The organism is Streptomyces triculaminicus, from assembly GCF_017349075.1.
GTDB classification, from domain to species: domain Bacteria; phylum Actinomycetota; class Actinomycetes; order Streptomycetales; family Streptomycetaceae; genus Streptomyces; species Streptomyces triculaminicus.
In genome coordinates this window covers 1,124,047-1,143,717 of sequence record NZ_JAFMOF010000004.1, presented here as the reverse complement: position 1 = coordinate 1,143,717, position 19,671 = coordinate 1,124,047, and the positions used below count along the sequence as shown (strand labels likewise).

Annotated in this window: 13 protein-coding genes and 2 pseudogenes; 11 read left to right on the top strand and 4 right to left on the bottom strand. The window is 74.4% G+C overall.

The annotated features are described in order from the left end of the window. Positions 1–55 precede the first annotated feature (55 nt). A complete protein-coding gene (locus J1792_RS28095) occupies positions 56–1,876 on the bottom strand; it encodes a 3-hydroxyacyl-CoA dehydrogenase family protein (protein ID WP_086574307.1) in 1,821 nt (606 codons plus the stop codon). Between the two features lie 342 nt (positions 1,877–2,218). On the opposite strand from J1792_RS28095, the gene J1792_RS28090 reads away from it, so the two are divergent. Next, a complete protein-coding gene (locus tag J1792_RS28090; RefSeq protein WP_086574305.1) occupies positions 2,219–2,857 on the top strand; it encodes a HEAT repeat domain-containing protein in 639 nt (212 codons plus the stop codon). On the opposite strand, the gene J1792_RS28085 is transcribed toward J1792_RS28090, so the two are convergent. Continuing rightward, entirely contained in the window at positions 2,827–3,351 is a 525-nt protein-coding gene (locus J1792_RS28085; RefSeq protein WP_207248439.1) for a GNAT family N-acetyltransferase, read from the bottom strand. The two genes, J1792_RS28090 and J1792_RS28085, sit on opposite strands and share 31 nt — an antisense overlap. 163 nt (positions 3,352–3,514) lie before the next feature. Between J1792_RS28085 and J1792_RS28080 the strand changes: the two genes are divergently transcribed. The 3 genes from J1792_RS28080 to J1792_RS28070 all read left to right on the top strand — a co-directional run bounded on the left by J1792_RS28080 (position 3,515) and on the right by J1792_RS28070 (position 7,270). Continuing rightward, positions 3,515–3,973 carry an SRPBCC family protein gene (locus J1792_RS28080; RefSeq protein WP_086574301.1) on the top strand — a complete coding sequence of 153 codons (459 nt, stop codon included), beginning with the start codon at positions 3,515–3,517 and terminating at the stop codon, positions 3,971–3,973. 225 nt (positions 3,974–4,198) lie between these two features. Then, positions 4,199–6,586: an MFS transporter gene (locus tag J1792_RS28075; RefSeq protein WP_086574313.1), complete on the top strand. Its 2,388-nt coding sequence runs from the start codon at positions 4,199–4,201 to the stop codon at positions 6,584–6,586. 114 nt (positions 6,587–6,700) lie between these two features. Further along, entirely contained in the window at positions 6,701–7,270 is a 570-nt protein-coding gene (locus J1792_RS28070; RefSeq protein ID WP_207248438.1) for a hypothetical protein, read from the top strand. A 15-nt stretch (positions 7,271–7,285) separates the two neighbouring features. Here the strand turns inward: J1792_RS28070 and J1792_RS28065 are convergent, their stop codons facing one another. Then, a complete protein-coding gene (locus J1792_RS28065; protein WP_307843112.1) occupies positions 7,286–9,682 on the bottom strand; it encodes a SpoIIE family protein phosphatase in 2,397 nt (798 codons plus the stop codon). Positions 9,683–9,904: 222 nt separating this feature from the next. On the opposite strand from J1792_RS28065, the gene J1792_RS28060 reads away from it, so the two are divergent. The 3 genes from J1792_RS28060 to J1792_RS28050 are packed head-to-tail and all read left to right on the top strand — an operon-like array spanning position 9,905 to position 14,080. After that, positions 9,905–10,738: a M55 family metallopeptidase gene (locus J1792_RS28060; RefSeq protein WP_086570306.1), complete on the top strand. Its 834-nt coding sequence runs from the start codon at positions 9,905–9,907 to the stop codon at positions 10,736–10,738. After that, entirely contained in the window at positions 10,731–12,086 is a 1,356-nt protein-coding gene (locus tag J1792_RS28055; protein ID WP_086570300.1) for a M20/M25/M40 family metallo-hydrolase, read from the top strand. Before J1792_RS28060 ends, J1792_RS28055 begins: the two co-directional genes overlap by 8 nt. A 5-nt stretch (positions 12,087–12,091) precedes the next feature. After that, positions 12,092–14,080, top strand: coding sequence for a S9 family peptidase (locus tag J1792_RS28050; protein WP_207248493.1), 1,989 nt, complete (start codon positions 12,092–12,094; stop codon positions 14,078–14,080). A 30-nt stretch (positions 14,081–14,110) separates the two neighbouring features. On the opposite strand, the gene J1792_RS28045 is transcribed toward J1792_RS28050, so the two are convergent. Further along, positions 14,111–14,929, bottom strand: a complete 819-nt coding sequence (locus J1792_RS28045) for an ABC transporter ATP-binding protein (protein ID WP_207248436.1) — start codon at positions 14,927–14,929, stop codon at positions 14,111–14,113. A gap of 155 nt (positions 14,930–15,084) precedes the next feature. On the opposite strand from J1792_RS28045, the gene J1792_RS28040 reads away from it, so the two are divergent. From J1792_RS28040 to J1792_RS28020, 4 genes and pseudogenes are all read left to right on the top strand, one after another. Further along, positions 15,085–15,876, top strand: coding sequence for a 2,3-dihydro-2,3-dihydroxybenzoate dehydrogenase (locus J1792_RS28040; protein ID WP_086570304.1), 792 nt, complete (start codon positions 15,085–15,087; stop codon positions 15,874–15,876). Between the two features lie 368 nt (positions 15,877–16,244). Next, positions 16,245–17,373: pseudogene (gene dhbC, locus J1792_RS34645) on the top strand (isochorismate synthase DhbC). Beyond that, a pseudogene (locus tag J1792_RS28025) lies at positions 17,370–19,018 on the top strand ((2,3-dihydroxybenzoyl)adenylate synthase). Before dhbC ends, J1792_RS28025 begins: the two co-directional pseudogenes overlap by 4 nt. 20 nt (positions 19,019–19,038) lie before the next feature. Continuing rightward, positions 19,039–19,671 carry an isochorismatase family protein gene (locus J1792_RS28020; protein ID WP_086575019.1) on the top strand — a complete coding sequence of 211 codons (633 nt, stop codon included), beginning with the start codon at positions 19,039–19,041 and terminating at the stop codon, positions 19,669–19,671.

Sequence of the window (19,671 nt, the reverse complement as noted above, 5' to 3'; positions counted from 1 at the left end):
GCCGGCCGGTTCGAGCAGTCCGCCCCAGCCCGCCTGATCTGCGGGCACGGCCCGGTCAGGCCTTCGCGTACTCGCGGAAGCCGCGCCCGGTCTTACGGCCCAGGCACCCCGCCGCCACCAGGTGCTCCAGCAGCGGCGCGGGGGCGAGGCCCGGCTCGCGGAACTCGCGGTGCAGCACCTTCTCGATGGCCAGCGAGACGTCCAGGCCCACGACGTCCAGCAGCTCGAAGGGGCCCATGGGATAGCCGCCGCCCAGCTTCATCGCCGCGTCGATCTCGTCCAGCGACGCGTAGTGCTCCTCCACCATCTTCACGGCGTTGTTGAGGTAGGGGAACAGCAGCGCGTTGACGATGAACCCCGCCCGGTCGCCGCAGTCCACCGCGTGCTTGCGGACCCGTGCGCACACCGCGCGGACGGTGGCGTGCGCGTCGTCGGCCGTCAGGACCGTACGGACGACCTCGACGAGCTTCATCGCGGGCGCCGGGTTGAAGAAGTGCATGCCGATGACGTCCTGCGGCCGCGAGGTGGCGCGGGCGCAGGCGACCACGGGCAGCGAGGAGGTGGTGGTGGCCAGCACCGCGCCGGGCTTGCAGATCTTGTCCAGCGTGGCGAACAGCTGCCGCTTGACCTCCAGGTCCTCCGCCACCGCCTCGACGGCCAGGTCCACTTCCGCCAGCGCGTCGAGCGAGCCGGCGGGGGTGACGAGGGCGAGCGCGGTGTCCCGTTCGGCGGCCGTCAGCCGGCCCTTCTCCACCGAGCGCGCCAGCGACTTCTCCACGCGCGCCCTGGCCGCCTCCGCCTTCGGAAGCGTGCGTGCGGCGAGCACCACCGGATACCCGGCCTTGGCGAACACCTCGGCGATGCCGCTCGCCATCGTCCCCGAGCCCGCGACCCCGACCGACCGCACCTCGCGGACCGCCGACCGGTCGCCGTCGGGGCGCGGGGTGTCCGCGTCCGGCACCACGGTGGCGGAGCCCGGGCCCTCGTAGGTGTAGAAGCCGCGGCCCGCCTTACGGCCGGTCAGCCCGGCGGCCGTGAGCTGCCCGAGCACCGGCGCGGGCGCGTGCAGCCGGTCGTGCGAGGCGGCGTACATCGCCTCCAGCACCGTGCGCGCGGTGTCGATGCCGATCAGGTCCAGCAGCGCCAGCGGGCCCATCGGCAGCCCGCAGCCCAGTCGCATCGCCGCGTCGATGTCCTCGCGGGTGGCGTAGCGCGCCTCGTACATGGCGGCCGCCTGGTTCAGATAGCCGAACAGCAGCCCGTCGGCCACGAACCCCGGCCGGTCGCCCACCGCCACCGGCTCCTTGCCCAGCTCGTGGGCGAGTTCGGTGACGGCGCCGACCACGTCCGGCGCCGTGAGCACGGAGGAGGCGATCTCGACGAGCTTCATCGCGGGCGCGGGGTTGAAGAAGTGCAGGCCCAGGACGCGTTCGGGGCGGGCGGAGTCGGCGGCGAGCCGGGTCACCGACAGCGCGTTGGTGCCCGTCGCGAGGATGGCGGTGGGGCGGACGACGGCGTCGAGGGCGGTGAACACCTCGTGCTTGAGGTCGTAGTCCTCGGGCACGACCTCGATCACCAGGTCGGCGTCGGCGGCCGCGCTCAGTTCGCGGGCCGTGCGGAAGCGGCCCAGCGCGGCCCGCCGGTCGGCCTCGGTGATCCGGCCGCGCTCGACCGCGCGGGCGGTGGCGGCCTCCAGCGCCGCCCCGGCCCGCAGCGCGGCGGCGTCGCTGACGTCGATGCCGACGACGGTACGGCCGGAGAGGGCGAGCACTTCGGCGATGCCGGTGCCCATGGTGCCGAGGCCGATCACGGCGACGGTCCCGATGGACGAGGCGGAGCGGGGAGGGGACGGCTCGGAGGCGGAGATGCGGTCCATCGCGTAACTCCAGGGAATGTCCCCCGGGCGAGGAGCGCGCGGGGGAGTCGGCGGTTGGCGGCCCCGGCGAGGGGCGGCGACTGGGAGTTTCCACGGACGGGTAAGGGGCGTCCACGGAGAGGGAGTCGAGCGACCGGCGGGGCCCTGTCCCGGGGCCGTGCCGTACTCGGTGCCGAACCGACGAACCGGCGAGGAGGCCGGCGCTTCACGGCCGCGTCACCGGCCGTCGGAGCGGGGGTGCCGCTCCTGCCGGGGAGATTAACCCACCGGTAACCAAGAGCGCCAGGGGGCGGCCGGGCGACTTACCATGTGGCGCAGGCCACTCGGGGAGGAGAGCGGGAAATGGAAGAGGAATTCCGCGCGCTGCTGAAGCGGGTACGGGCCGAACTGGTCTCCTCGGCCGAGTTCTCGGCGTACGAGAGGCTGCTCGCGCTCGTACGCACCGACACCCGCGCCGCCCGCGACGCGCTGGCCGGCGTCCTGACGGCCCCCGAACAGCCGCTGTGGGCCCGCGAGATCGCCGCCTTCGTCCTCGGCGGCAAGGGCGACCGGCGGGCCTTCGAGACGCTCGTCCTCCTCCTCAACTACCGCGAGCCCGTGCGGTGCGCCACCGCCGCCCACGCCCTGGCCCGCCTGCGCGACCCGCGCACGGGCCGCGCCGCCGCCGCGCTGGCCACCAACCCGCTGCGCACGGCCTACGCCCTGTACCCCGTCCGCCTGCTCACCGAGCTCCGGGCGCCCGAGTCCGTGCCCGCCCTGCTCTCGACCCTGGAACGGCTGCTCGCCGCCCGCGACCACTGCTGGCCGGTCGCCCGCGCCTGCGTCGAGGGCCTGGGCGTCCTCGGCGACCGCCGGGCCGAGGCCGCGCTGGTCGCCGCCCGCGAACACGAACGGCTGCGCCCCGCCGCCGTCGCGGCCCTGGCCAGGCTCGGCGGCCCGGGCGGCGGACGTCAGGGCGCGGGAAGCGGATCGAGCACGTAGCGCACCTCCGGCACGGGCGTGCCGTCGATGTCGTCCGTCCGCTGAGCGCCGTCGGCGGCGCACCCCGCGCGCTCGTAGAAACGGCGGGCGCGCGCGTTGCCCTTCAGCACCCACACCACCATGCGCGCGTATCCGCGCTGCCGCGCGCCCTCGAGCGCCGCCCGCCACAGGGCGCGGCCGACCCCGGTGCCGATCAGATCCGGGCGTACGTAGAGCGCGTACAACTCGCCCGAGGCGGCGGGCTGGTCGCCGTCCCGGCAGGGCCCGTAGCAGACCCACCCCACGACCTCGCCGGACGCCTCGGCGACCTCGTCGGCGGCCGGATCATCGCCGCTCGCCAGGCGTTCGCGGTGGCGGGCGGCGTCGGCCGCGGCGTCCATGGCATCCAGATGGCGCCGCGGCACCAGCCCCGGGTAGGCGGTCCGCCAGCCGCTCACCCGGAGCTCGGCCACCGCCTCGAGGTCGGCCTCCGTCATCTTCCGGATACGCGTCATGGGTGAACGCTAGTGCGCGCGGTCCGACCGGAGGAAGAACGTATGTATGTACGTAAAAGGTGCGACCCCGGATTTGGGCGGGTGTGGCGATGGTGGTTGGCTTGGCCGGCACACGCAGGTACGGCAAGCACCGAATTTCTTCATCGTCCCGGAGGAACAAGCCATGGGCCAGGTCGAGGCCACCACGGAGCGGATCATCGCGGCGGGCGCGGAGGACGTCTTCGACGCGCTCGCGGACTACAGCGGCACCCGGGCCAAGCTGCTGCCCGAGCACTTCAGCGAGTACGAGGTGCGCGAGGGCGGGGACGGCGAGGGCACCGTGGTGCACTGGAAGCTGCAGGCCACGAGCAAGCGCGTCCGCGACTGCCTGCTCGAGGTCTCCGAGCCCTCCACCGGGCAGCTGGTCGAGAAGGACCGCAACTCCACCATGGTCACCACCTGGACCGTCACCCCCGCGGGCGAGGGCAGCTCCAAGGTCGTCGTCACCACCACCTGGACCGGCGCGACCGGCATCGGCGGCTTCTTCGAGCGGACCTTCGCCCCCAAGGGCCTCGGGCGCATCTACGACGCCGTGCTGACCCGCCTCGCCGCCGAGGTCGAGGGGAAGCCGAGCACCGCCTGACCCGTCGGGGCCGCCCGGACCCCCGGTCCGGGCTCACCGTTTCGAGTGGTTCTCCCGGCGCCGCACCGCTGCGCCTAAACCGCCTCCGACCGGCAGAAAGTGCCGCGTTCGGCTCTCCCTCACCAATCGTCGCGCTTGCTGGCCGTTGTCGCGTAATGCGAGAAATGGGCGGCAACGCAGGCGCGACGAGGGGAGTTGTACGTGGGCGGGTCCACCGTCGAGACCATGGAGAAGAGCGACAGGACGCTCGCCCTGCCCCCTTCACCGCCCGCCCCGGCCGACCGGCTCCCGGCGCCCGGCCCCGCCAGAGTGCGGCTGGTCTTCGCCGGCCTCATGCTCACCCTGCTGCTCGCGGCGCTCGACCAGACCGTCGTGGCCACCGCCCTGCCCAGGATCGTGGGCGAACTGCACGGCCTGGAACGGATGTCGTGGGCCGTCACCGCCTACCTGCTGACCTCCACCGTCGTCCTGCCGATCCACGGCAAGCTCGGCGACCTCTGGGGCCGCAAGACGGTCTTCCTCTTCGCCGTCGTCGTCTTCGTCGCCGGCTCCGGCCTCGCCGGCTGGTCCCGCACCATGGACCAGCTCGTCCTCTTCCGCGCCGTGCAGGGCATCGGCGCCGGCGGACTGCTCATCGGCGTCCAGGCCATCATCGCCGACATCGTCCCGGCCCGTGAACGCGGCCGCTACATGGGCGTCATCAGCGCCGCCTACGGACTCGCCTCCGTGGCCGGGCCGTTGCTCGGCGGCTACTGCGCCGACCACGCCACCTGGCGCTGGTGCTTCTACGTCAACGTGCCCCTCGGCCTCCTCACGCTCGCCGTCGTCGCCGTCGGCCTCAAGCTGCCCCGGCCGCCGCGCCGCGCCCGCTTCGACGTCCTGGGCGCGCTGCTGCTGACGGCCTCCTCCACCTGCGTGGTGCTGCTGACCACCTGGGGCGGCACGGAGTACGGGTGGACGTCCCGGACGGTCCTCGGGCTCGGCGCCGGCGCGATCGGCACGGCGCTGCTGTTCGTCGTCGTCGAGCACTTCGCCGCGGAACCGATCATCCCGCCCCATCTCTTCCGCGACTCCGTCTTCACCGTCACCGCCCTCGTCGGCGCCGTCGCCGGGGTCGCCCTCTTCGGCGCCGCCAGCTACCTGCCCACCTTCCTGCAGATGGTCGACGGCGTGGACGCCACCGCGTCCGGGCTGCTGATGCTGCCCATGATGGGCGGCATCGTCGTCGCCTCGCTCGTCGCGGGCCAGCTCATCAGCCGGACGGGCCACTACAAGCTCCTGCCCATCCTCGGCGGCGCCCTCTCCGCCGAGGGCATGTACCTCCTCTCCCACCTCGACGCCCAGACCGGCCGCCTCGTCTACAGCCTCTGGATGGCCATCCTCGGCGTGGGCATCGGCCTCGCGCTGCCCGTCCTGGTCCTCGCCGTGCAGAACTCCGTACGCCCGGCCGACCTCGGCACCGCGACCAGCGCCCACAACTACTTCCGGCAGATCGGCGGTTCCCTCGGCGCGGCGGTCTTCGGCACCCTCTTCGCGCACCGCCTCTCCGCCGCCCTCGCCGCCGAACTCCCGCCCCGCGCCGGGCTGCCGGCCCCGGACGCCCTCACCCCGCGGCTGGTGCACGCCCTGCCCCCGGCGCTGCGCGACGGCTACGTCCGGGCCTACGCCGAGGCCATGCCGCGGATCTTCCTCTACCTCGTACCGGTGCTCATCGTGGGCTTTGTGCTCGCCTTCCTGCTGAAAGAGAAACCACTGGTGACCCACAACGCCCCCGAGGCCCCCGCCATCCCGTCCGCGCGCACCGCTCCGCCACCGGCCGAACCCGCGCCCGCGGCCGCCCCGCTCTTCGTCGCCGGCATCCCCGTGACCGGCGCCGTCCAGCACCACGACGGCACCACCGTCCCGCGCGCCGCCCTGACCCTCATCGACATCCAGGGCCGCCAGATCGGCCGGGGCGCCAGCGGCGAGGACGGCCGGTACGCGCTGAGCACGCCCGGCACCGGCTCGTACGTCCTGATCGCGGCCGCCGGCGGCCACCAGCCGCAGGCCGTCACCGTCACCGTCGGCGAGCGGCCCGTCGAGCTCGACGTCATCCTCGGCGGCGCCGGCCGGCTGGCCGGAACCGTGCGCACCGCCGACGGCACGCCCGTGCGCGAGGCGCTGGTCACCCTGACCAACGTGCACGGCGAGGTCGTCGCCTCCACCCGCACCGGCCACGACGGCGGCTACGTCATCGGCGAGCTCATCGCCGGCGAGTACACCCTCGCCTCCAGCGCCCCCGCCTTCCGGCCCGCCGCGCTGCCGGTGACCGTCCAGTCGGCCCGCGAGACCCGGCAGGACATCGAGCTCGCGGGGGGCGCCGTGCTGCGGGGGACCGTACGGGCCGGCGGCGGGCGGCCCGTCGAGGACGCGCGGGTCACCCTGCTGGACGCCGCCGGGAACGTGGTGGACTCCACCATCACCGGCGCGGACGGGACCTTCCGCTTCGTCGACCTGTCGGCGGGCGAGTACACGGTCGTGGCGGCCGGCTACCCGCCGGTGGCGACCGTGCTGCAGGTGGCGGGCGGCGGGCGCACCGAGCGGGACCTCCAACTGGGCCACGCCGACCAGTAGTCCGGGCCCGGCGCGCCGCGGCAGTTCGGCGATTGCCGGGTGCCCGTGCCGTGCCGGGCCCTACGGTGGTACCGGTCGGTAGAACTCGCGTCGGCGGGCGAAGGGGCGACATCCATGGACCGTGGCACGTCCGATCCCGCGGCACCCGGGCAGCGGGGCGCGCCGCCGCCCGGCCGGGTCTCCCTCGCGGTGGTCGTGGTGGACGCCGGGGGAGTGGTGACGCACTGGAGCGGGGGCGCGGGCGAACTCTTCGGCCGGCGCGGGGAGGAGGCGGTGGGCAGGGCCGCCGCCGACCTCATGCCGGTGGGCGGGGCGGTGGGCGGCCTGACGGGCCGGGCCGCGCACGACGCCCCGCCCGCGCCCGGCTTCGCCCGGTCCGGCCGCGCGCGGGCCGACCGCGGCGGCACCGGCGGCCGGGTGGAGGTGCTGTGGTGGGCCTACCCGCTGTCCGGCCCCGGACCGGAGCGGATGCTCGTGCTGGCCACGGACGCGGCCCGGCTGCCGGACGGCGCCCGGGAGCGGGCCGTGCCGGCCTTCGCCCCGCACCGCGGCCTCCCCGGCGCCCGGGAGCTCGCCGGGCGGCTGCCCGACGTGCTGCCCGGCATGGCCAAGGCCACGAGCGGGCGCATCGTCGCCCAGGTCCTCGAGCGGGGCTGCCCCGTCCTGCGCCTCAGCCGGGCCTGACCGCCCGGCCGCGCCTCACGGGTCCGTCCGGGCGGTGTCGGAGGGCAGGTGGATGTCGAGGAAGCACACGTCGTCCCGCCGCTCCGAGCGGCGCAACGGGTTCAGCAGCGCGGCGAGGGAGCTGCTGCCGCGCCCGAGCTCCCGCAGCGCCGCGTCCGCCAGCCGGGTGAAGCCCTCGTCGATGTGCTCACGGGGCCTTTCGATCAGGCCGTCGGTGTAGAGGAGAAGGTGGTCGCCCGGCTCCAGCCGGCACACCGCCTCGCTGTACGAGGGCTTCGGGTCCGCGCCGAGCAGCATGCCCTTGGGGTGGCGGAGGTACTCGGCCCGGCCCCCGCGCAGCAGCAGGGGCGGCGGGTGCCCCGCCTGGGCCCAGGTCAGGCTCCGGTCCTTCGGGTCGTAGCGGGCGAGGACCATCGTGGCCGTGGTGCTGTGCGCCTGGGCGGTGTGCAGGAGCAGCGCGTTGAGCCGGTCCAGTGCGCCGGTCAGGGACGATCCGGTGATGACCATGCCCTTCGCGGTGAAGCGCAGCTGGGCCATCGAGGCCACGGCGTCGATGCCGTGCCCGGCCACGTCGCCGACGGCGAACAGCACCGTGCCGTCGGGCATTTCGAGCGCGCTGTACCAGTCGCCGCCCACGTTCACCCCGTCGTCGGACGGCAGGTACGCGACGTCGACGCGCAGGTCGGTGAGCTTGAGCGACTGCTCGGGCAGCGGCAGCAGGGCGTGCTGCAGGCGGTCGGCGACCGTGCGCTCCGTCTCCAGGACGCCCCGTTGCGACAGGACCGCCCGTTCGCTCTCGACCAGCGCCAGCTCCGCGCTCCGCTGCGCGGTGAGGTCCTGGAAGAAGCCGTGGACCTCCACCGGGGAGCCGTCGGCGTCGAGGACGGCCTCCGCCACGACGCGCAGGTGCCGCACGCCGGACGCCGTCGTGATGCGGAACGGCCGGTCGACGGGCCGCCCCTCGTCGAGCAGCTGCCGCGTCGCCCGGGCGAGGGCGGGTACGTCCTCGGGCAGCAGGCGGTCGGGGAGGTCCTCGAGGGTCAGCGGGCCGAGGGCGGGGTCGCGGTCGAAGATGGTGTAGACCTGGGGCGACCAGGTGATGGTGTCGGTGACCAGGTTCCACTCGGCCCAGCCCAGGTTGCCCAGCCGCTGCACGTCCTCGAGCCGCCGGCGTCGCCGGTCCGCCGCGTCGTGCCGGACCCACGAGACGAGCAGCCCGTCGCCCAGCCGGGCGACGCGCACCGAGTAGCAGGTCGTGCGCGGGATTCCGGCGACGACCTCCTCGTAGTCGAACGGCCCGTCGGCGTAGGGCCGTCCCGTGGCGAGCGTGTCGAGGTAGCCCTGCCACAGCGGTGACCCGGCGACGGTGGGGTAGCACTCGAGGATCCGCAGTCCCACCAGCTGCCGGCCGCGCCGGCCGGCGACGTCCACCGACTCGGGCGCGGCGGCGTCGACGCGGAAGTCCTCGACCTCGCCCGACGGCGCGTACAGCGGCGTCAGCAGGATCGCCGGCCCCGTGAGGACGTCGAAGGTGGCCTGGACGAGCTCCGTCGCCCGGCCGGCCGCGCGCCGGCGGGGCGTGTCGAACGCCCTCAGGCGTCCCGCGCACAGCCGGGCCACCGCGCGCAGCAGGCTCCGGGTCGCGGGGGTGAAGGGGGCGTCCACGGTGCGCAGGACGCCGATCACGGTCCTGACCACGCCGCCGGTGTCCACGGGAACCCAGGCCCGCGAGGGCCAGTGCTCGGGCGGCTCGCCGAGCAGCAGATACCGTTCCCTGTCCCGCTCGAGGTCCTCGAGCCAGACGGCCTCGCGGTCGCGGATGGCCGCTATGGCCGCGACGCCGGCCAGCGGCGGCACCCGTCGCCACTGCGCGGCCACCGACGCCGGCAGTCCGGCGTGGCCGACGAGGTCCAGTCCGCCGTCGGACGGTCCGCTGTAGATCATCACCGCGTCCGCGGAGGCCGCCTCGGCCAGGTGCTCCCGCAGGCAGTGGGCCAGCTCCTGACGGTTGGCGACCCGGGTGAGGGCCTCGCCCAGCGCGCTGAGGACCGCCGCGTGCTCCAGGGAGGCCGGCGGCTCGTCCGTACCCGCCCGCGGCGGCGGGGGCGAGGTGCGCGGGGCGGGGCGCGGGGCGGGCGAACGCGACCGGATCCGGCCGAGTACCGTCCAGCACTCCTCCATCAGCGTGCGGCCCGCCAGGTTCGCCCGCCGCGTCAGGGTGTCATGGGCGGCGGCCGCGGAACAGCCCGATCGGGCCATCACGACGCCCTTGGCGCGCTCCAGGACCCCGGTGGTGGACACGAGGCGTTCCAGGCGCTCGTTCTCCGTCCGCAGCTTGGCGACCACCTTGGCCAGTGCGACGACCTCGGGCACGGCGGCGGCCTTCTCGGACTCGACAGACTCGCTCGTCACGAGCACGAGCATGTCACAGCGCGGGCCTGCGAGGACGGCTCGCTTCCGGCCCGCACCCGGCCGGTTGTCCGCACTTGACAGGGCGTCGGACCAAACGGTACTGGCGCCGCGCCGTGTTGTAGCCCGGACGAACCGCCTTTCGACCGTTCCCGTGACCGATACCGGCAACTGACGTCGGGACCGGTGCGGACGGCCTCCCGCCTGCGATAGAACGGGTGGATGGTGAAGATCCTGATCTCCGCTGACATGGAGGGCGCCACCGGCGTCACCTGGCCCGGCGACGTACTGCCCGGCGCGCCGCAGTGGGAGCGCTGCCGCCACCTGTTCACCTCGGACGTCAACGCCGCCATCGCCGGGTTCTTCGACGGGGGCGCCGACGCCGTGCTCGTCAACGAGGCGCACTGGAGCATGCGCAACCTCCTACTGGAGAAGCTGGACGAGCGGGCCGAGATGCTCACCGGCAAGCACAAGTCGCTGAGCATGGTCGAGGGCGTGCAGCACGGTGACGTGGACGGCATCGCGTTCGTGGGTTACCACGCCGCGGCGGGCGCGGAGGGAGTGCTGGCGCACACGTATCTGGCCAACTCCCTCACGGGCGTCCGGGTGAGCGGCACGCGCGCCAGCGAGGGATTGCTCAATTCCCTGGTGGTCGCCGAATACGGTGTGCCGGTGGTGCTGGTGACCGGCGACGACCGGACGTGCGAGGACGCCAAGGGGTATGCGCCCCACGCGCGTTCGGTGGCGGTGAAGGACTACGTGTCGCGCTACGCGGCCGTGTGCCGTACGCCCGCGCGGACGGCGGCGGACATCCGGGCCGCGGCGAGGGACGCCGTGGCGCTGGCGGTGCGGCACGAGCCGGTGCGGAACGGGCCGTTCGACATGGAGCTGGAGTTCGACGCCGAGCATCTGGCCGGGGCCGCGACGGTGGTGCCCGGAGTCGAGCGGATCGGCGAGCGCCGGGTCGCCTACACCACGTCGACCATGTACGAAGCGATCCGCTGTTTCAAGGCGGTCACGACCGTCGTGTCGGCGGCGGTGGAGGACCAGTATGGGTGACAGGATCGACGAGCGGGCGCTCGAGGAGGCGGTGTCGTTCACCTCCGACCTCATCCGGATCGACACCACCAACCGCGGCGGCGGGGACTGCCGGGAGCGGCCCGCCGCCGAGTACGTCGCCGAGCGGCTCGCGGAGGCCGGACTCGAGCCGGTCCTGCTGGAGAAGGAGCGCGGGCGGACCAACGTCGTCGCCCGGATCGCCGGTACGGACCCGTCGGCGGACGCCGTGCTGGTGCACGGGCACCTGGACGTGGTGCCCGCCGAGGCGGCCGACTGGAGCGTGCACCCCTTCTCCGGCGAGGTCCGCGACGGCGTGGTGTGGGGCCGGGGCGCCATCGACATGAAGAACATGGACGCGATGGTCCTGGCGACCGTACGGGCATGGGCCCGGGCCGGGACGCGGCCGCCGCACGACGTCGTGCTCGCCTTCACCGCCGACGAGGAGGACCAGGCCCTCGCCGGCGCGGGCTACCTCGCCGACGAGCACGCCGCGCTCTTCGAGGGCTGCACGGTGGGCATCGGCGAGTCCGGGGCCTACACCTTCCACGCCGACGGCGGGCTGCGGCTGTACCCGGTGGGAGCGGGGGAGCGCGGCTCCGCCTGGGTCAGGCTGACCGCGCGGGGCACCGCCGGGCACGGCTCGAAGGTCAACCCGCGCAACGCCGTCACCCGGCTCGCCGCGGCCGTCGCCCGGATCGGCGACCACCAGTGGCCGGTCCGGCTCACCCCGACCGTACGGGCCGCCCTCGGCCGGATCGCCGCCGTGCAGGAGGTCGAGACGGACCTCGACGACCCCGGCCTCGACCTGGACGAGTTGCTGGCCAAGCTGGGCACGGCGGCGGCGCTGGTGGCGGCGACCGTGCGCAACAGCGCCAACCCGACGATGCTGGACGCCGGCTACAAGATCAATGTGGTTCCGGGGCACGCCGAGGCCTTCGTCGACGGCCGGACGGTGCCGGGCGGCGAGGAGGAGTTCCGCGCCACCATGGACCGGCTGACCGGTCCCGGGGTGGAATGGGAGTTCTACCACGCGGAGCCCGCCCTGCAGGCGCCGGTCGACCGGCCGGTGTTCGACCGGATGCGCGCCGCCCTCGAGCGATTCGACCCGGAGGGGAGGGTGGTGCCGTTCTGCATGTCCGGCGGCACGGACGCCAAGCAGTTCTCCCGCCTGGGCATCGCCGGCTACGGCTTCTCGCCGCTCAGGCTCCCCCCGGGCTTCGACTACCAGGCCTTCTTCCACGGGGTCGACGAGCAGGTGCCCGTCGACGCGCTGCACTTCGGCGTCCGGGTGCTCGACCACTTCTTCATGAACGACGACCTGCATCACCACTGTCTCGAGGAGGCATGAACACCATGGTGTCCACGACGCCCTACGGAGCCTGGCGGTCCCCGATCCACGCGGAGCTCGCCGCATCGCACGACAGCAGGCCCGAGTTCGTGGGCGCGGTGGGCGACGAGGTGTGGTGGGTCGCGCCCCGTCCCCTCGAGGACGGCCGGATGACCCTGGTGCGCCGCCGCGCCGACGGCGTGGAGGAGTCCGCCCTGGCCGCGCCGTGGAACGTGCGCTCGCGCCTGTTCGAGTACGGCGGGATGCCCTGGGCGGCGGTGCCCAGGGAGAGCGGGGGCCCGCTGGTGGTCTTCGCCCACTTCGCGGACCAGCGGCTGTACGCCTGGGAGCCGGACGACCCGGCGGGCGCGCCGCCGCGCCCGCTGACCCCGGTCTCGGCGGTGGGCGGCGGGCTGCGCTGGGCCGACCCGGTGCTGCCGCCCGGGCGCGGGGAGGTGTGGTGCGTGCTGGAGGAGTTCACCGGCGAGGGCCCGACCGACCTGCGGCGGGTGCTCGCCGCCGTGCCGCTGGACGGCTCCGCCGCCGATGACCGGGACGCCGTACGGGAGCTGACGGACGACCGGCACCGCTTCCTCACCGGCCCCCGGCTCTCGCCGGACGGCCGGCGGGCGGCGTGGATCGCCTGGGACCACCCGCGCATGTCCTGGGAGGGCACGGAGCTGAAGGTGGCCGAGGTCGGCGAGGACGGCCCCTTCGCCGGGATACGCACGGTGCTGGGCGGCCCCGACGAGGCGGTCGCCCAGGTGGAGTGGGCGGCGGACGGCTCGCTGCTGGCCGTGACCGACCGCACCGGATGGTGGAACCTGCACCGCGTCGACGTTGCCACCGGAGCCTGCGTCGATCTGTGCCGGCGCGAGGAGGAGTTCGGGGGCGCGCTGTGGCGGCCGGGCACCCGGTGGTTCGCCCCGCTGGACAACGGCCTGGTCGCCGTCGTCCACGGCCGGGGCGCCATGGTGCTGGGCATACTCGACCCCGAGACGGGGGAGCTGGTCGACGCGGCCGGGCCGTGGACGGAGTGGAACGCCACCGTCTCGGCGAGCGGCAGCCGGGTGGTGGGCGTCGCGGCCAGCCCGCGCACCGCGTACGAGGTGGTGGAGCTGGACACCGGCACCGGCCGGGCGCGGGTGGTCGGCGCCCGGCACGTGGACCCGGTGGACCCCGCGTACTACCCCGAGCCGCTGATCCGCACGTTCACCGGCCCGGACGGGCGGGAGATCCACGCCCATGTCTACCCGCCGCACAGCCCGGACCACCTGGCGCCCGCCGACGAGCTGCCGCCCTTCGTGGTGTGGGCGCACGGCGGCCCCACCGGCCGGTCGCCGCAGGTGCTGGACCTGGAGATCGCCTACTTCACCTCCCGGGGCATAGGCGTGGCCCAGGTCAACTACGGCGGTTCGACGGGCTACGGGCGCGCGTACCGCGACCGGCTGCGGGGGCGCTGGGGGATCGTCGACGTCGAGGACTGCGCGGCGGTGGCCGAGGCGCTGGCGGACGAGGGGACGGCCGACCGGGCCCGGCTGGCGATCCGGGGCGGCAGCGCGGGCGGCTGGACCACGGCCGCCTCCCTCGTGGCGACGGACCTGTACGCGTGCGGCACCATCGCCTATCCCGTGCTGGACCTGATGGGCTGGCTCGACGGGGGCACCCACGACCTCGAGTCGCACTACCTGGAGTATCTCGTCGGCCCGTTCGCCGAGGTCCCCGACCGCTATCGCGACCGCTCGCCGCTCACCCGCGCGGACCGGATCGCGGTGCCTTTCCTGTTGCTGCAGGGGCTCGAGGACCCGGTCTGCCCGCCCCGTCAGAGCGAGGGCCTGGTGGAGGCGGTGGCCGGGCGCGGGGTGCCGCACGCCTATCTCACCTTCGAAGGCGAGGGCCACGGCTTCCGGCGCGCCGACTCCGTCGTCCGCTCGCTGGAGGCGGAGCTGTCGCTGTACGCGCAGACCTTCGGCATCGACGTGCCGGGCGTGCCCGCCCTCGAGCTGGCCAAGTGACCGGCGCGGGCCCGGTCGCCTGACCTGGCGTCAGGCGGCCGCGCCCGCCCGGGGCGCGGGGGCGCCGGCCGCCGCCGTGCGGGCGGCGGGGACGACGACGGGGGAGCCGTCGCCGGGGGCGGCGAGGACGTCCGCCTCGATGCCGTAGAGCTCGCGGACCAGGGCGGCGTCGACGACCTCGCGGGACGGGCCGTGGGCGACGATACGGCCGTCGCGCAGGGCGACGACGACGTCGGCGTAGCGGGCGGCGCTGGCCAGGTCGTGCAGCACCATCATCACCGTGCGGCCCGCGGCCGCGACCTCGCGGACGAGTTCGAGGACGTCGACGGCGTGCCCGAGATCCAGGGCGCTCGTCGGCTCGTCCAGCAGCACGATCGGCGTCTCCTGGGCGAGGACCATGGCCAGCCAGCAGCGCTGGCGCTGGCCGCCGGAGAGCTGGTCGAGGCGGCGCGAGGCCAGGGCGGCGGTGCCGGTGGCCTCGAGGGCCGCCCGTACCGCGCGCTCGTCGTCGCGCGACCACTGGCGGAACAGGCCCTGGTGCGGGTGGCGTCCGTAGCGGACGAGCCCGGCGACGGTCACGGCCTCGGGCGCCTGCGGGGACTGGGGGAGGAGGGCGATGCGGTGCGCCGCCCTGCGGGGGGCCAGCTCCCAGATGTCGGCGTCGCCGATGCGGACCGTGCCGGAGTCGGGCCGGTGCAGCCGGGCGATGGAGCGCAACAGGGTGGACTTGCCGCAGCCGTTGGGGCCGACGACGGCGACGACCTGTCCCTCGGGGACGGTGAGGTCCACGCCGTGCACGACCGGGTGGCCGGGGTAGCCGGCGGTGAGCTGTTCGACGACGAGTCGCATGAGGTTAGCCTAACCTAATGCTGCACATCCGTTTCCCGTGACGTTTTCCCCGCTTCTCTTTGGTAATTGACGCTTCGGTCAAACGTTTGCTCGCACGTCAATTCCCTTCCTGGCGGTCTGTTGTGTAAGGTAAGGCTTACCTTAATTCAAGTGGAATGGGGGAAACCGCCGTGGAGCAGTCCGAACTCGCCGGACGTGTCGCGCTGGTCACCGGGGCCGGACAAGGCATAGGCGAGGCCGTGACCCGCGCCCTTGTCGCACGAGGAGCGCGCGTCGCGGCCCTCGACGCGACGCCGGACGGCATCGAGAAGCTCGAAGCGGAATTCGGCGGCGCGGTGACCCACCACACCGCCGACGTCTCCGACAGCCGCGCCGTCGAGGCCGTCGTCGAGGAGGTCGAGAAGACCCTCGGACCGCTCGACATCCTCGTCAACGTCGCCGGAGTACTGCGCACTTCGCCCGTCGTGGAGATCAGCGACGAGGACTGGCAGCGCACCTTCGCCGTGAACTCCACCGGCGTCTTCAACACCTCCCGCGCCGCCGCCCGCCGTATGAGCGAGCGCCGCTCCGGGGCCATCGTCACCGTCGGCTCCAACGCCGCCGGGGTGCCGCGCACCAGCATGGCGGCGTACGCGGCCTCCAAGGCCGCCGCCACCATGTTCACCAAGTGCCTCGGGCTCGAGCTCGCGCGCAGCGGAGTCCGCTGCAACGTCGTCTCGCCCGGCTCCACCGACACCGCGATGCAGCGCGCCCTGTGGGCCGGCGACGAGGTCCCCGACCGCGTCCTCGACGGCGACCCCGCCACGTACCGCGTCGGCATCCCGCTCGGCCGCATCGCCGACCCTTCCGACGTCGCCGACGCCGTCCTCTTCCTGGTCTCCGACCGGGCCCGGCACATCACGATGCACGACCTGTACGTCGACGGGGGCGCCACCCTGCGCGCCTGACGGCACATCGGCCACGGCGCCTACCGCCCGGCGGACCGTCAGGACCCGCCCCCGGGCGGCTTCGCCGGGCCCGGCCCCGCGGCCCCACGCCCCTGGACGGCGCCGCCCCGCCCCCTTCCGGGGTGCCCGCAGACCACAGCCCACCCGGCCCTCTGGCCGCCGCGAGGCGGCACGCGCGGCCGCGCCCCCGACCGGGGCGGGCCGCCGAGAAGAACTTCACCCCACACCCGGTGCGAACCGCCGGGGGAACGGAGCAGCAGGTGACTACCGCTCACCACGTCGCCGACCGGCCGAGCGAGCCCGGCGCGCGCTCGGCACAGGACGTCGGACCGTCCGACGCCCGGGACGCCGTCGGCGCGGCGACGGCCCTGCTCGACGCGTACGAGCCGGGCCGCGCCCGCTTCTTCGCCTCGCCCACCCGCACGCTGCTGGCCCACGGCGTACGCGCCGAGGTACCGCACGGCGACGCGCCCCTGGCCGAGCGCGTCACCCGCACCCTCGACGCCGAGCTGCTCGCGGGCAACCCGGCCCCGGTCGTCGTCGGCGCCGTGCCCTTCGACCACACCGCCCCCGCCGCGCTCGCCGTGCCCGAGAGCCTGCGCTGGGCGCCGCCGCTCGCCCAGGACCCGCTCATAGCCCTCCCGGCCGCCGCCCCGCCGCCGCCCGCTGGGACATCCGGCCCGTGCCCGAGCCCGGCGTGTACGGCGAGGCCGTCGCCGAGGCCGTACGCCGCATGTGCCGCGGCGAGTTCAGCAAGGTCGTCCTCGCCCGCAGCCTGCGGCTGACCTCCGACCGCGACCTCGACCTGCCCGGGCTGCTCCAGCGCCTGGCCCGCCGCGACCCCTCCGGCTACACCTTCGCCCTGCCCTCCGGCCCCGGCCGCACCCTGCTCGGCGCCAGCCCCGAACTCCTGGTCTCCCGCAGCGGCGGCCGCCTCGTCGCCAACCCGCTCGCCGGCTCCACGCCCCGCAGCGCCGACCTCGCCGAGGACGTGCGCCGGGCGGCCGCCCTGCTGGAGTCCGCCAAGGACCTGCACGAGCACGCCGTCGTCGTGGACGCCGTCCGCGAGGCCCTCGCCCCCTACTGCCGCACCCTCGACGTGCCCGCCCGCCCCACGCTCGTACGCACCGCCGCCATGTGGCACCTGTCGACGACCGTCACCGGCGAGCTCGACGACCCGGCCGTCTCCGCCCTCGAGCTGGCCTGCGCGCTGCACCCCACCCCGGCCGTGTGCGGCACCCGACCACGACCGCCCGCGACGTCATCGGCGAGCTCGAGCCCTTCGACCGCGGCGCCTACACCGGGATGGTGGGCTGGGGCGACGCCAGCGGCGACGGCGAATGGGTCGTCACCATCCGCTGCGCCGAGGCCGAGGAGCGCACGCTGAGCCTGTTCGCCGGCGCGGGCGTGGTCGAGCAGTCCACGCCGGAGGCCGAGACCGCCGAGACCGGCGCCAAGTTCCAGACGTTCCTGCAGGCAGTGGGGGTAGACCAGTGACAGAGCCGACCGTCGACGCGCCGGGTTATCCGGCGGAGTTCGCCGAGCGCTACCGCGCGGCGGGCTGGTGGCGCGGTGAGACCTTCGGGGGGATGCTGCGCGAACGCGCCGAGCGGCACCCGGACCGGGTGGCCGTCGTCGACCCCGCCGCCGGCGGCCGACGCCGGACGTACGGCGAGCTCGACGCCCGGGCCGACCGGCTGGCCGCCGGCTTCCTCGCCCGGGGCATCGGCAAGGGCGACCGCGTGGTCGTCCAGCTGCCGAACATCGCCGAGTTCTTCGAGGTGATCTTCGCCCTGTTCCGCATCGGCGCCCTCCCCGTCTTCGCGCTGCCCGCGCACCGCGAGACCGAGATCCGCCACTTCTGCGCCTTCACCGAGGCCGCCGCCTACGTCGTGGCCGACGTCGCCGAGGGCTACGACTACCGCGTCCTGGCCGACAAGGTCCGCGCCGAGGTGCCCGGCCTGAAGCACGTCTTCGTCGTCGGCGAGCCGGGCGAGCACACCGCCCTGGCCGGCATCGCCACCGAACCCGTCGCGATCCCGGACCCGCCCCTCCCGCACGAGCTGGCCTTCCTCCAGCTCTCCGGCGGCTCCACCGGCGTGCCCAAGCTCATCCCGCGCACCCACGACGACTACATCTACTCGCTGTGGGGCTCGAACGAGATCTGCGGCGTCGACGAGAACAGCGTCTACCTCTGCGCCCTGCCCGCCGCCCACAACTTCCCGCTCAGCTCCCCGGCACCCTCGGCGCCCTCTACGCCGGCGCCCGCGTGGTGCTCGCCCCGCGCCCCAGCCCCGACGTCGCCTTCCCCCTCATCGAGCGCGAGGGCGTCACCATCACCGGCCTGGTGCCGCCGCTCGCCCTGGTGTGGACCGAGGCCGCGGCCGCAGGCGACCACGACCTGTCGAGCCTGGACGTCCTGCTCGTGGGCGGCGCCAAGTTCAGCGAGGAGGCGGCGCGCCGGGTGCGGCCCGCGCTGGGCTGCACCCTGCAGCAGGTCTTCGGCATGGCGGAGGGCTTGGTGAACTACACCCGGCTCGACGACCCCGAGGAGACCATCGTCACCACCCAGGGCCGCCCGATCTCGCCCGACGACGAGATCCGCGTCGTGGACGACGAGGACAACGACCTGCCCACCGGCGAGACCGGACACCTGCTCACCCGCGGCCCGTACACCATCCGCGGCTACTGGCGGGCGCCCGAGCACAACGCCGCGTCCTTCACGGCGGACGGCTTCTACCGCACCGGCGACGTCGTACGGCGCACCGAGACCGGCCACATCGTGGTCGAGGGCCGGGCCAAGGACCAGATCAACCGGGGCGGCGAGAAGGTCGCCGCCGAGGAGATCGAGAACCACATCCTCGCCCACCCCGCCGTCCATGACGTCGCCGTCGTCTCCATGCCCGACGACTACCTGGGCGAGCGCACCTGCGCCTACGTCGTGCTGCGCGAGGGCGCGGGCCCCGTGAAGTCCGTCGCCGTCAAGAAGTTCGTGCGCGAGCGCGGCCTGGCCGCCTTCAAGGTGCCCGACCGGGTCGAGTTCGTCGCCGCGTTCCCGCAGACCGGCATCGGCAAGGTCTCCAAGAAGGACCTCCGCGCGGCCATCGCCGCCCAGCTCCGCGCCACCACCCCCAAGCCGTAGCAGAAAGGCACCACACCGCCATGGCGCTCCCCGCCATCACCCCCTACGCCATGCCCACCGAGGCCGACCTGCCCGCCAACAGGGTGAGCTGGACCGTCGACCCGGACCGGGCCGTGCTGCTCGTCCACGACCTGCAGAACTACTTCCTCGACGCCTTCCAGGCGGACGCCTCCCCCGTCACCGAGCTGCTGGCCAACGTCGCGAGGCTGAAGAAGGACTGCGCCCGCCTGGGCGTGCCCGTCGTCTACTCGGCCCAGCCCGGCGGCCAGAGCGCCGCCGAACGCGGCCTGCAGCAGGACTTCTGGGGCCCCGGCCTGCCCGACGACCCGCGCGCCAAGGCCATCGCGGACGCCGTCGCCCCGGCCGAGGAGGACACGGTCCTGACGAAGTGGAAGTACAGCGCCTTCGTCCGCACCGACCTCGCCGAGCGCATGGCGGCGCTCGGCCGCGACCAGCTGATCATTGTCGGGGTCTACGCCCACATCGGTGTCATGATGAGCGCCTGCGACGCGTGGATGCGGGACATCCAGCCCTTCCTCGTCGCCGACGCCGTCGCCGACTTCTCGCCCGAGGACCATGCGACGGCGCTGCGCTGGGCGGCCGCCAAGTGCGCGGTCGTCACCACCACCGACCGCGTCCTCGAAGGGAAGTAA